We start from the raw sequence: 12,196 nt of genomic DNA on the forward strand, positions 1-12,196 counted from the left end.
AGGTAAACGCGGTTCTGAATGTCTCTTAAAACCTGTCTCAAATATTGACTTCAATCCATTCTTGACGCTACATTAATAATGTAACGGAATATAATTATTTATGGTTCCTTTAAAAGATATAAAAACTTGTCTTAAGTGGAGGTTAATAGTGCTAACGTGTGAACTATTACACTTTAATTTGTTTAATCCGGATTAGAGTTCAAATCAAATTTATAAGCTATATTATAATATTAAACCAACAGTATAGATGTAACAATAGAGTGTACCCTATTGTGTTACAATTAATTTATTGAAATCTCGGTATTTATGTATGACACAATAGAGTTGTCACATAAATACTTTAAAAAGGGAGTCAAAAAATTGAAAATAGGATATGCACGAGTGTCTACCACTGATCAGAATTTAGACCGTCAAATCTTTGCTTTAAAAAAAGCCGGAGTTCAAAAAATATTTGAAGAGAAAATTTCTGGTAAAAACATGGAACGCCCAAAGTTAAAAAAAATGCTGGAGTATATTCATGATGACGATGTAGTTACAGTAATAAGTTTGGATCGCTTAGGGCGTAATTCGCGTGATTTAACAGATGTTATTGATAAAATCAGACGGAGAGGAGCAGTTTTGGATGTTCTAGATTTACCTACGTTTGCAGGTGTTGAAGACGGCAATTTAAGAGCTCTATTAACAAATCTTGTATTGGAAATATACAAATATACGGCAGAAGAAGAACGCCAAAAAATCTTAAAAAGGCAAAGTCAGGGAATAAAAATAGCTAAGACAAAGGGCATATATAAAGGAAGAAAAAAAGAATATGCTCCAAATGGTTCAAAACGCTTCATATATAATGGGGTTTTAAACGGAATAAAGAACGGAAAAAGTATTGCGCAAATTTCCAGAGAAACTGGTATCGGACGAACACAGGTTTATCGAATTCGAGACTATGCTAGGTCGATTAATGATTTATAGAGGATGATGAGTATATTGCAACTATCGTTATCAATGTTAATTTAAAGCAGTTTATAGTTCTTAAAAAATTTCTTATAATAGATTTTTAATATCTATTGTGAAAAGTACTAGATATCAAAAGTATCTAAATATCTAAGTATCTTTGTATCTAAAGATACTTAGGTACTTTTTAATAAAGCATATACAAATGGCAAGACCAATAGCTTAGCAGCTTAGTAATTTAAACATTAAACACTAGTTACATTATTAATATGTCATTTCAATTTTTATATCTAAATATCCTTGTATCTTAAGATACAAGGATATAGTACAATCTACCCTTTTTTAAATTAGGTATCCAATTAGAAATACTCAAGTGAGCTTAAAAAAATAGTTTAGTTCAAAAGTATCTTTGTATCTAAAGATATAAAGATATAAAGATACAAAAGACGTTATTAGAATAAGTAAGTTCTAATAACGTCTTTTTGAAATTGTATTACCGGTATTTAATTTCGATGCTATTCCTAATAATTTCTTGTTCTCTTTCAGTAAAGTGATTTTTTAGATATTCATTTACAGCCGTACTGACTAAACCATATGCTTTCGATTCTGGTTTATTTTTGTCGGTCATATTACACATTGTTTTTATTAAATCTAAGACAGGCGGAGCCACTTTAACATTTTTCCTCTCTGCTCCAGTCCATTTCTTTGTTTCCGTTGTTTTTGGATTAAGAGAAGATGTATCTCTACTGACATCAGCTGAATGGAGTGCTTCTGGTGATTCGGTTTCTTTATTTCCTCGATTAATTAAGCCCATTAACATCTAACCCCTTTCCAAGCTTCGTAAGTTTGTTGTCTTTTGTCAAGTAACGACGTTTATATATGTAGTCAGATATATCTCCTTGAGTTTCAAAGGCTTGTATTCTTTCTTCTAATTCACAAAAAATATCCGCAAAAAGTGCAAACATTTTTTTGTCGTGAAAATCATTAAATTGTATACCTTGTGCTGTATACCATTCTAACCTTGCATGGTTTGAGATGATTGTGTTGAACACATTATCTTGACCAAAGAAAGAGACTGTGTCGTTAACAATTTTTTTGTGTAACTCTCTTCGATTCTGAAGGAGTACAGGCAAAACGCCTGCTACTTGTACTTTTACCTTCGATCCAAAATCATCAACCAAACTTTGTAGGTAAGAAAATACTAAACGTTTAGATCCATCAAAAGAGAATCGTTGTGTTTCTTGGACCACCACAACATAATCCGCACAAACCATTGCATTATCAACTTTTAAATCTGTTGAAGGTGGAACGTCTATAAATATATAGTCATAACGATCTTTGATGGCGTCTAATAGGTTTGACATATAAAAAGTACGGTCATAGATATTATCAAATTTTTCTATAAGAAAATCCCCGTATTTACGCATATCATATTTACAACCGATCAAATCGAGATTATCGCTTAATTCTACAATACCTTTACTTAAGTCGCCTATTTCTAAGCATCTCATAAGTGTGTAATCTATTTTCTTTAAATTAAAGGTTCGGCCTAAAAAATCTGTAGCGTTACCTTGTAAATCTGTATCAATCACCAATACTTTTTTATCAAATATTGTAGAAGCTACGATTGCTTCCATAACAGTATCAGTTGTTTTCCCAACGCCGCCTTTTTGTTGTGCGTTAATAATAACTTGTGGCATGTTTGCCTCCTAATATAAATAAGTAAGTGATTTTTATTTTCTGTTAAAGGATCCTTTTGCACTTTTATTATAATATAAAAAAAATTTTTTACAAGGATAAAAAGATAAAAGTATCCTTAGATAAGTTTATCTTTTTATCTAAAGATACAAAGATATAAAAATATGGACAATAAACAGCGACAAATCAAGAAATACATTTATCTAAAGATAAAAAGATAAATGTATTTTTAGATATAAAGATAAAAAGATACTTTTATACAATAGTAAAAGTATCTTTTTTCAAAAATGCGATTGACATAGGTTTTTGGGTAGGTTATTGTAAGTGCAAAAGAAAGTAAAAAAAGCCACTGTGAACTGGCATTCACAGCGACCCGCAAAAAAATATAAAGAAAATAAATGTTCATAAAACTTATTCATAGGATATTGTATGCTATTTTTCTCTAAAATTCAATACTGCTATAGAACATAGATAATGACATGATTTGCGGATTAATATGGCTTTGAACGGCACATCTTGATTCTGTTAACTCTAAGTGGATCAGTGATATGCTGGTTCACTTTTTCTTTAGATTTAATCAACGGCATTAACTACTATTTGTTTCAAAACAAATATACCTTTGGTTAATATCGTTCTGAAAGGAGTGCAAATATTATGTCCGTAACGGAAAAATTAAGCTACAAATCTTGGTCTGCAATTAGTCTTATTTTACATAATAGTTTAAAAAAATATAAACCAAAAAATAGTAAACTAGTTCAACTCAATCAAGAAGTACATAACGATAATAAGACTGGTTCAATTGCTGTTTTTCGTAATAAATCATCAATGAGTCGTGACATGGGTTTTGTCGTGACTTCTGAAGAAGCATTAATAGAAAACATTGAGACACTAACACATTGGACACCTAATACCTTTAATTGGTTAGGATATGATAACAGCCGTAAACATATTAAAGGGCATTCAGAACGTAATCTAAGCCAAATTAATGCGTTTGTAGTTGATATTGATTTTAAAGATGCTCTAGATAGAGATCGAAACCTGAATCTGGTTAATAGCAGCATAGTCTTAGAGGACCATATTCTACCCACACTTGTCTTGAAAACTGATAAAGGGTATCAAATTTACTATATCTTGGATCGCCCAGCATTTTTATCAAAACATAAAAATGGTAGTATGCCTGTTTTAAGCGCGGCTAGAAAGATTTCTGAAAATATAAAAAGTACGATTATGGAAAAAATACCTGCTACTGACGTAGGATGTAATAGTTTTGGAATTTTTCGGATCCCGCGGGAAGATAATATTATTTTTTTTGAACCAGAATTGACCTACTCATTTGCTGGTTTTTTAATGTGGAGTAAGTCAGTCACACAAAAAAGTAAGGAAAAGCGTAAGAGCAATCTAAAAGTAATTAATAGTCCGCATTCTCAATATAGAAAACAAACCGATCAAGCTTGGTTTAGAATTATGTTGACAAAGCACAACATTAAACCAGGTCAAGGACTAGGACGTCACAATACTATACTTACATTGGCCTTAGCGTGCTACTCTTCTGGAAAAAACCAAAACGATGCCTTCAATTTATTAGATGAGTTTAATTCATACCTTGAAGATCCTTTAGACGTACGAGATATGCAGCGTTGCGTCCGTGACGCTTACTCTGGCAATTATAAAGGTGCATCTAAACTTTATATTGATGAATTAATAGATACCTGGGCAACACCTGATGAGAAGCGCATTGTGGTGCAAGAAAGTAACGTTCAATGGTACAAGTGGGCGAAGCCTCGCACAGAACGCGTCTATAGTCACGTGTCAGAATGGCTAAATGATGTGATTGAACTAATTAATAAAGTTAGCTCTGGAGCAGACAAAGTTATTATGTCAACCAGGGCTATTCGTGATGCTCTTGATATTTCTCCATCAACCTTGAATAGGGTGATGAAACAAGCCATTTCATCTAATAAGCTAATTGTAAAAAAGGGGAAAGGAAATCAAGCGTCACAAATTGCAACTTTAGAAATGGTATTAAGAGCTTTATATCGGAAAAGAGAAGCAGAATCAATAGCTTGGGTTAATTACCTTGAGGCTTTTTTGAAGTTACAGAATAGGCAGTATATTGAGGAACAAAGCGTATTTTCAGATGTTGAAGGAATTGATGATGAAGTAGATAGATTTGGAACCAATATAAGTACGGGGTGAAATCTCTTAATTTAGTGCTACCAATTGCCCTTAGATTTTTTATCTCTTAGATAGGTAGCGTCAAGAATCTTGTGTAAATGAAATGCCTTCGTACATATAATATGTATCTAACTTAAATAAATGCATCGTTTTATTGGCATTATCTTAAATGCTAAATACCGAGTTAAAAAGGATCATCAAGATATTGGGGTTTTAATCCCGCTTGACAACGAAGAACTAAAACCTTTGATGACTAAAGCCTTGAAACGCTACTTTAACGCCCTAAGAAGCAATGAGAGGCATATTAAGAACGTGAAGAACTACTTATACGGCACCATGCAAAACCTATTTGGCGTTTGTTGGAATAAATAAGCGGCTAGAGAGTATGCGGCCAAACACCCCGAAGAAGAAAAATCAGCCGACAACGATAACAGTGGGTTGTACTACTAGTCCTAAAAGGCTACAAAATCCTTTCTAAGCGATTTTAAGACTTACTAACCTCTCTCTTTAACTTAAGTTAGATTTAAACGGCTTAAACAGAAGAATAGGGGCTTTTAAATGAGTGCCAGAGCTAACCAGCTCAAAAGTTCAGCCTTTAGATCAACGCCAAGCTCAAGTGATTTGAGGCCAAGGCTTTATCTATTGATAAGGTACTCAAAAGGTAGTATAATGGTAGTAGTAAAAGGAAGGAGATGAGACAATCATGGCAGTTAAGGAAAAGAAACGGGTCCAAGTCAAGATTGATAAAGATTTGGCCGATGATACCGAAGTAATTTTAAGCGAATTGGGCTTAAATCCAACCACGGCCATTAACATGTTTTACAAGCGGATTGTTGCTAATGGTGCTTTACCTTTTAATGCGTCTTTAAGCGAAGAAGAAAGAGCTAATTTACGCTTTTTAAAGGCGACCGAAGGGACACCAGTCACCGAGTTCAAAGACGCTAAAGAGGTCGCTGATTGGCTCAACGATCCAGATGAGGACTAATGACTTAGTCAGTCTATACGTTAGTTTTGTAGAAACTAACGGTGGCAAGTCTCGGCCAGTTTTAATTCGTCGGGTATCAGAACAGAAGGTCGAGGCTTTTAAAATTACTAGTCAGTATGAAAAGAAGTCGGCTTATATCAAGCAACAATATTATCCGATTCAAGATTGGCAATCCGCTGGGTTGAAGAAACCTTCCTGGGTCGATCTTGGTAATATTTATCGCTTTCCCAAAGCCGGTTTAAACTTTAAAGAAATCGGTCATTTAAGTAAGCTAGATCAAAATAAAATTTCAGATTTTACGCTTGACCTAAAATCAAAAAGAAGAGGTAAGGGTCAAAAGATAATTCAACAGTGATCAAGTAAAAGGAAGCACAAAGAAAGTAAAGCAGAGCTTACACAAAGAATTCAAAAACAGTTAAAAGACTTTGCTAAACACAATCCAGAAATTAAGCCAAAAAACAATCCTGAAAATAAAAACGATCGGCCTAGTTATTAGGTTGATCGTTTTTTAATTTATCCGGTTTATGGGCGTTAACATAGTCAGCAAATGTTTTTAAAAGTTCTTCGGTTTGTTCGACCGAGAGGTTATTAGCTTGAAAATATTTTTCAAGCAAAGCACCCTTTTGAATTAATCGGCGAGAACGAGCTTTGCGTTCTTGTCGGCTTTCATAGTATTTAGATTGCCGTAATTTAAAATCTTCCCGTTCAATTTTTTGCTTTAAACGCGCTTGCTGCTCAACTAGTTTTTTATATTGATTATCCATGACATAACTCCATTATTTATAACTGATTATGTGCTTGATTTACTTTTAAAAACTCGGCTACTTTTTTGGATAAAGACTTGATATTATCATTAGATAAATTAGTATAATCTAAATTTGCTTGACTAATAATTTGTTTACCTAATCGTTGCTCAATCTTATTTTTTTCGTCCTTGATTTTTTGATTAAGGCTTTTTAATTTAGCTTCTTGTTTTTCTAAGTTACTTTGAGACATAACTATCCCTCCAATCATATTGGAAATAATCACCTAAACTATATCATATAGGAAACGTTAAGTCAAAGTATAAAAGTTGAAATAGCGAAGCGGAAGGCATACACTAAAAGTAAATTTAGGAGAATCAGCAGACCGAGTGAAATAAGGTCAATGCGCACTTACACACAACAACTAAAGTTGGTTGTGTTATTGTGTTAAACCTTTGTATCAGAAGTCGCCGTTGGCGACAACAAAAGCAAACCCATAAACCCAAAGAAAGGTGGTGACCGACATGGCAATTTTTCACATGAGCTTTAGTAATATTAGTGCTGGAAAAGGAAGAAGCGCAATTGCTGGAGTAAGTTATAGAAGTGGTGAAAAGTTATTCGATCAAAAAGAAGGTCGAAGCTATTTTTATGCTCGGTCAGTCATGCCAGAAAGCTTTATTTTGACACCAAAGAATGCGCCAGAATGGGCGAGTGATAGAGAGAAATTATGGAATGAAGTCGAGAGAAAAGATCGGCGAGCAAATTCACGCTATGCAAAAGAGTTTAACGTGGCTTTACCAGTTGAATTAAGTGAAGACGAACAGAAAGAATTATTGACAAAATATGTACAAGAAAATTTTGTTGATGAGGGTATGGTTGCCGACGTAGCAATTCATAGAGATAACCTAGATAATCCGCACGCTCATGTTATGCTAACTAATCGTCCATTTAATCCAGACGGAACATGGGGATTGAAAAGTAAAAGGGAAAATATATTAGATGAAAATGGGAACAAGACTTATACAGGAAATAGTCGTTTTCCAAGATCAAGAAAGGTGTGGCTAGTTGATTGGGATAAAAAAGAAAAAATTACTGAATGGCGGCACAATTGGGCGGCTAGTGTCAATCAAGTTTTAGAGCAAAAAAATATTCCGGATCGGATCAGTGAAAAATCATTTATCGAGCAGGGAATAGATGATACACCAACTCAACATGAGGGAATCAATAGCAAGCGGCATGAAAGAAAAGAATTTAACCAACAAGTAAAGAACTATCGCAAGGCCAAAGCCAGTTATAAAAACAACCAAGAAAAAGTAATCAATAGAGGTCATTTAGATAGTCTAAGCAAACATTTCTCGTTTAATGAAAAACGGGTGGTCAATGAGTTAAGTCATGAACTGAAAACTTATATCAATTTAGAGAGCTTAGATGATAAACGGCGCATGCTATTTAATTGGAAAAATAGCACCTTAATTAAACATGCAGTTGGTCAAGATGTGACTAAACAATTATTGACAATTAACCAACAAGAAAGCTCATTAAAAAAGGCAGATGAACTCTTAAACAAAGTGGTCGATCGTACCACGAAAAAACTTTATCCAGAGCTTAATTTTGAACAGACAACCGCGGCTGAACGACGGGAATTGATTAAAGAAACTAATAGTGAACAAACGATTTTCAAAGGCAGTGAATTAAACGAACGTTTAATGAATATTCGTGATGATTTATTGGCCCGACAATTATTGATCTTTACCAAACGGCCATACGTGGGCTGGAAGTTATTAATGCAACAAGAAAAGGAAGTCAAAATCGAGCTTAAATATACGCTGATGATTCATGATGATAGCTTAGAAAGTCTAGAACACGTTGATCAAGGTCTACTAGAAAAGTATTCACCAACCGAGCAGCAAAAGATTACTCGCGCAGTCAAAGATCTACGGGCGATCATGGCCGTTAAGCAAGTCATTAAAACGCAATACCATGAAGTATTGAAAAGGGCCTTTCCCAAAGGTGATTTAGATGGATTGCCATTGATTAAACAGGAACAAGCCTATACAGCCGTGATGTACTATGATCCTGTTTTAAAGCCATGTCAGGCCGAAACGATTGAACAGTGGCAAGCAAATCCACCACAGGTGTTCAGTCCCCAAGAACATCAACAAGGACTAGCTTATTTATCGGGACAGCTTAGCTTAGATCAGTTAGAAAATCATCACTTACAACGGGTTTTAAAGCATGATGGCACTAAACAACTCTTTTTTGGCGAATGCAAAGCCGATCCGACGATTAAGAACAGTCAGATCGAGAAAATCCAAAAACAGTTAAAAGGGCAACAAGCCAAGGACGACCAGTATAGAAAAGAAAATATCGGACATTATCAACCGCTAAATTACAAGCCAGTTAGTCCAGACTATTACTTAAAGACGGCCTTTAGTGACGCGATCATGACTGTTCTATATGCTCGTGATGAAGATTACCAACGACAAAGACAGGCGCAAGGTTTAAAGGAGACTGAGTGGAAAATGACGAAAAAGCAACGGCAACACCAAACTCGAAATCGGCATGAAGATGGGGGCATGCACTTGTAATCACAAAATTAGTGATTGGTTGATCGGTATGAATGGTAGTCCCTTATATACTTTATTGTTGAGACGAAATGGGGTGCACGGGGTGTATTCAATTGGTCGCGTGCAGACGCCAACCTTGTATATGGTCTATCAAAGAGACCAAGCAATCAAAAACTTTAAGCCGGAACCCTATTTTGAACTAAATGCGGAAATTTTAGCCAATCAGCAAAAATTCGCCGCAAAATTAGACCCCTATCAGGGTTTTAAAAACGAAATAGGGCTAATGACATTCATGCAAGCTAAACACGTTCAGAAAGGCTCACAGGGTGGTTTAATCAAGGACGTGCAAAAACGGGCTAAAAAGAGTGCTAGTCCACAACTATTCTCGCTATCCAGTCTGCAAAGCGCCATGAATAAACGGTATCATGCCACTGCCAGCCAAACCTTAGCGGCCATTCAGAGTTTATACGAAGCCAAGTTTCTTAGCTATCCCCGAACCGATTGTGCTTATATCACTGATGAAGAATTTGAGTATTTAGTGGCTAATCTGACGAAGTATCTGGGTTTAGTCTCTAAGCCAGTCGCTTGAACCAATACCACCCCAAATAAGCGCTATGTTAATGGAAAAAAGTTTGAAGAACACTACGCCATTATCATGACTAAAGTCGTCCCGACTAAAGAGAAATTAGCCAGCTTACCTAAAATACAGCAGCAAGTCTATGACTTGGTTTTAAGAACGACGTTAGCGATGTTTGCTGATCCTTACGAATATGAAGAGACCACCATTATCACCCAAGTTGGCGACGTCAATTTTAAAGCGACGGGTAAGGTCCCAACTAAGCAAGGTTGGCAAGCTTTATTTGATGATCACAAAGCCGACCAGCAAGTGGCAGCCAACCTCCCGCTCGTTCACCGAGGCGATCAGGTTAAAGCAAATCTGCAAACACCACAAAAAGAAACGACACCACCGGTGCCCTTTAACGAAGATACCTTAATTACGGCAATGAAGACGGCCGGTAAAACACTTGATGATGAAGAAGCCCAAGCGATTCTTAAAGATGTGCAAGGCATTGGGACAAGTGCAACCCGGGCCAATGTGCTGGAAGTGTTAAAGAAACGCGGCTATCTCGTCACTGAAAAGAACAAGCTCCACGTCAGTGAAGCGGGGATTACTTTATGTAAAGCGGTTGAACTCGAACCCTTGTTAACTAGCCCAGAGATGACAGCAAAATGGGAGCAAGCGTTACAGCAAATGAGTACCGAAGAACGCACTCCGGATAATTTTTTGAGCCAAATCAAGAAGTTTGTGGCGAAGTTAATCGCTGATGTTCCCACACAATTAACCGGCAATGCAGCCATTAAGCAACAAATTGATCATCAACAGCAAGCGCAAAAAGTTGCCGAGGTGTTCTTAGAAACACCACAAGTAACTGTCGTAAATAAACAAAAGTTTTACATTGTGAATCCCAAGCAAGGTGAGGACTTTACCCTACCCAAGAAATGGAGTAGCAAGACGCTTGGTAAGACCGCAATTAAAGCGCTGGTCACCAAGGGGGAAACGAGCAAATTAAAGGGTTTCAAGAGTAAAAAAGGAAAGTCGTTTGACGCCAAGTTAAAGCTTGACGGCCATAAATTAAGTTTTGATTTTGATTAGAACCTGCCTACCGCGCCCTATACTACGTTCCGGTTGGTTAACCCGTCATTTAGGTTCACTTTTACAATCCCAAAAGTAAACCTGAACAACGGGTGAGATTAACAAAGCAAAGGAGATCATAAAATGAACAACGAATTAGCAGTTTTAGCCAGTGAATTACCCGTTTTGCAAGCTAAAGGAACCTACAAGTATTTAAAAGAAATCACTGGTAACGGAGCCAAGTATCCTATGACCCACGTAACATTCAATTAGTTAAATATGGTTTTAAAGTAGGAACTGATTATGTTGTCCCAACTATCAATTCACCTAAAGCTAAAGCTTCAGAGGCTGTCCAAGATCTATGATTTTTGATATACCCCTATGTAAAAAGCGAGTTTAAGCTATGAAAAATTACCCCAGCAATATTACTCGGCAACAATTTGAATTAATTCGACCAGTTTTAGAAAATTTTCGTAAGCGAACCAAGCCTCGAAAATATGACCTCTACGAGGTCTTCTGCGCGGTTCTGTATGTCTTGAAAACCAGTTGCCAATGGCGTCAAGTTCCCGGTGATTTCCCAGAATGGCGGTCAGTTTACAACTATTACAAAATTTGGTCAACTAAAGTTGAACCAACCGCTGATTCTTTATTGGAACAAGTTTTAAAAAAATTGTCATTGATCGGCGAACTTACCAAGGACGTTCAGCTTTAACTTCGTTTATTATCGTGGACGCTCAGAGCGTCAAAAACACTGCCACTGCTGAAAACAAAGGTTACGATGCCGGTAAGAAAATCTCGGGGATTAAGCGCCATCTGGCAGTTGATATCCATGGCTTTCCGCAGGCCATTCACATGACGCGAGCGAACGTCTCTGATCGAGACGGGGCCAGTGCAATGATCGCTTTACATGCCATGCATTTACGCCAGGTTCAAAATGTCTTAGTTGATGGTGGTTATTCAGGCGTTAATTTTCAGCTCGATGTAGCCAGTAATTTAAACGCAACCGCGTAGGTTGCGAAGCGCAATGAGTTGCATCGATTCGAAGTCATGCCCCAACATTGGGTAGTCGAACGATCTTTTAGTTGGCTAGAGAATTGTCGGCGACTTCGGAAAAATTGTGAGCGTCAATTAACCACCAGTCTGCAAATGGTCGTTTTAGCGTTTTTAGCACTATTACTCAAGAGATTTTAGACAGCCTCTAAGCTCTGCCTGGATGACCAAATACTTTTTGCGACCCGAGCCCCGACCATGAAATTTCTCACGAGTACCGAACACCTGAATGTTTGTGTCTGTAATTCCCAGTAATTTAAGCGTATTATCTAGTTGAGACATCTATTCCTACCCCGCTTATCTTGAGTTTCGTCGCTTAAAGCATAGCACTAGGGAGGCTTAGATGCTTTTTTTGTTATCAAAAAGGGTCTAGTACTTTTGGAATGGAAATACTTTCCAA

Annotated in this window: 9 protein-coding genes and 5 pseudogenes; 9 read left to right on the forward strand and 5 right to left on the reverse strand. The window is 36.5% G+C overall.

Annotated elements, in window-relative coordinates:
• Positions 1 to 306: 306 nt before the first annotated feature.
• On the forward strand, positions 307 to 963 hold the full coding sequence (locus tag IV86_RS08235; RefSeq protein WP_055126654.1) for a recombinase family protein: 657 nt from the start codon (positions 307 to 309) through the stop codon (positions 961 to 963).
• A 475-nt stretch (positions 964 to 1,438) separates the two neighbouring features.
• Here IV86_RS08235 and IV86_RS08240 read toward each other — a convergent pair whose 3' ends face one another.
• Together IV86_RS08240 and prgP are read right to left on the reverse strand one after the other, a co-directional pair.
• Positions 1,439 to 1,759 carry a hypothetical protein gene (locus tag IV86_RS08240; RefSeq protein WP_056979545.1) on the reverse strand — a complete coding sequence of 107 codons (321 nt, stop codon included), beginning with the start codon at positions 1,757 to 1,759 and terminating at the stop codon, positions 1,439 to 1,441.
• Positions 1,746 to 2,645, reverse strand: coding sequence for a ParA superfamily DNA segregation protein PrgP (gene prgP / locus IV86_RS08245; RefSeq protein WP_055126653.1), 900 nt, complete (start codon positions 2,643 to 2,645; stop codon positions 1,746 to 1,748). The genes IV86_RS08240 and prgP overlap by 14 nt, the downstream gene beginning before the upstream one ends.
• Before the next feature lie 652 nt (positions 2,646 to 3,297).
• Here prgP and IV86_RS08250 point away from each other — a divergent pair.
• From IV86_RS08250 to IV86_RS08260, 4 genes and pseudogenes are all read left to right on the forward strand, one after another.
• The gene (locus IV86_RS08250) at positions 3,298 to 4,839 is read left to right on the forward strand and encodes a primase C-terminal domain-containing protein (RefSeq protein WP_056979546.1); all 1,542 of its coding nucleotides are present in this window, start codon (positions 3,298 to 3,300) and stop codon (positions 4,837 to 4,839) included.
• Positions 4,840 to 4,959: 120 nt separating this feature from the next.
• Positions 4,960 to 5,268: pseudogene (locus tag IV86_RS08655) on the forward strand (replication initiator protein A); the annotation flags it as partial.
• A gap of 253 nt (positions 5,269 to 5,521) precedes the next feature.
• Positions 5,522 to 5,803: a type II toxin-antitoxin system RelB/DinJ family antitoxin gene (locus IV86_RS08255; protein WP_056979547.1), complete on the forward strand. Its 282-nt coding sequence runs from the start codon at positions 5,522 to 5,524 to the stop codon at positions 5,801 to 5,803.
• Positions 5,793 to 6,299: pseudogene (locus IV86_RS08260) on the forward strand (hypothetical protein). The gene IV86_RS08255 and the pseudogene IV86_RS08260 overlap by 11 nt, the downstream one beginning before the upstream one ends.
• Here the strand turns inward: IV86_RS08260 and IV86_RS08265 are convergent.
• Positions 6,289 to 6,567 carry a hypothetical protein gene (locus tag IV86_RS08265; RefSeq protein WP_056979548.1) on the reverse strand — a complete coding sequence of 93 codons (279 nt, stop codon included), beginning with the start codon at positions 6,565 to 6,567 and terminating at the stop codon, positions 6,289 to 6,291. The pseudogene IV86_RS08260 and the gene IV86_RS08265 overlap by 11 nt on opposite strands.
• Positions 6,568 to 6,583: 16 nt before the next feature.
• Positions 6,584 to 6,817, reverse strand: a complete 234-nt coding sequence (locus IV86_RS08270; RefSeq protein WP_081035684.1) for a hypothetical protein — start codon at positions 6,815 to 6,817, stop codon at positions 6,584 to 6,586.
• A 253-nt stretch (positions 6,818 to 7,070) separates the two neighbouring features.
• Here IV86_RS08270 and mobQ point away from each other — a divergent pair, with 253 nt between their 5' ends.
• The 4 genes and pseudogenes from mobQ to IV86_RS08290 all read left to right on the forward strand — a co-directional run bounded on the left by mobQ (position 7,071) and on the right by IV86_RS08290 (position 11,937).
• Positions 7,071 to 9,134: a MobQ family relaxase gene (gene mobQ, locus IV86_RS08275; protein ID WP_056979550.1), complete on the forward strand. Its 2,064-nt coding sequence runs from the start codon at positions 7,071 to 7,073 to the stop codon at positions 9,132 to 9,134.
• Positions 9,135 to 9,138: 4 nt separating this feature from the next.
• A pseudogene (locus IV86_RS08280) lies at positions 9,139 to 10,767 on the forward strand (type IA DNA topoisomerase); the annotation flags it as partial.
• Between the two features lie 123 nt (positions 10,768 to 10,890).
• On the forward strand, positions 10,891 to 11,019 hold the full coding sequence (locus tag IV86_RS08905; RefSeq protein ID WP_259345632.1) for a hypothetical protein: 129 nt from the start codon (positions 10,891 to 10,893) through the stop codon (positions 11,017 to 11,019).
• A 130-nt stretch (positions 11,020 to 11,149) separates the two neighbouring features.
• A pseudogene (locus IV86_RS08290) lies at positions 11,150 to 11,937 on the forward strand (IS5 family transposase).
• On the opposite strand, the pseudogene IV86_RS08660 reads toward IV86_RS08290, so the two are convergent.
• A pseudogene (locus IV86_RS08660) lies at positions 11,932 to 12,078 on the reverse strand (ISL3 family transposase); the annotation flags it as partial. The pseudogenes IV86_RS08290 and IV86_RS08660 sit on opposite strands and share 6 nt — an antisense overlap.
• Between the last annotated feature and the right edge of the window lie 118 nt (positions 12,079 to 12,196).

The organism is Pediococcus pentosaceus (assembly GCF_001437285.1).
GTDB classification, from domain to species: Bacteria; Bacillota; Bacilli; order Lactobacillales; family Lactobacillaceae; genus Pediococcus; species Pediococcus pentosaceus.

What these genes read in the sequence shown, in the direction of transcription:
- IV86_RS08265 (WP_056979548.1), bottom strand. Translation starts at nt 6,567, where the DNA reads ATGGATAATCAATATAAAAAACTAGTTGAGCAGCAAGCGCGTTTAAAG.
- IV86_RS08235 (WP_055126654.1), top strand. Translation starts at nt 307, where the DNA reads ATGTATGACACAATAGAGTTGTCACATAAATACTTTAAAAAGGGAGTC.
- mobQ (WP_056979550.1), top strand. Translation starts at nt 7,071, where the DNA reads ATGGCAATTTTTCACATGAGCTTTAGTAATATTAGTGCTGGAAAAGGA.
- IV86_RS08255 (WP_056979547.1), top strand. Translation starts at nt 5,522, where the DNA reads ATGGCAGTTAAGGAAAAGAAACGGGTCCAAGTCAAGATTGATAAAGAT.
- IV86_RS08240 (WP_056979545.1), bottom strand. Translation starts at nt 1,759, where the DNA reads ATGGGCTTAATTAATCGAGGAAATAAAGAAACCGAATCACCAGAAGCA.
- prgP (WP_055126653.1), bottom strand. Translation starts at nt 2,645, where the DNA reads ATGCCACAAGTTATTATTAACGCACAACAAAAAGGCGGCGTTGGGAAA.
- IV86_RS08905 (WP_259345632.1), top strand. Translation starts at nt 10,891, where the DNA reads ATGAACAACGAATTAGCAGTTTTAGCCAGTGAATTACCCGTTTTGCAA.
- IV86_RS08270 (WP_081035684.1), bottom strand. Translation starts at nt 6,817, where the DNA reads ATGATTGGAGGGATAGTTATGTCTCAAAGTAACTTAGAAAAACAAGAA.
- IV86_RS08250 (WP_056979546.1), top strand. Translation starts at nt 3,298, where the DNA reads ATGTCCGTAACGGAAAAATTAAGCTACAAATCTTGGTCTGCAATTAGT.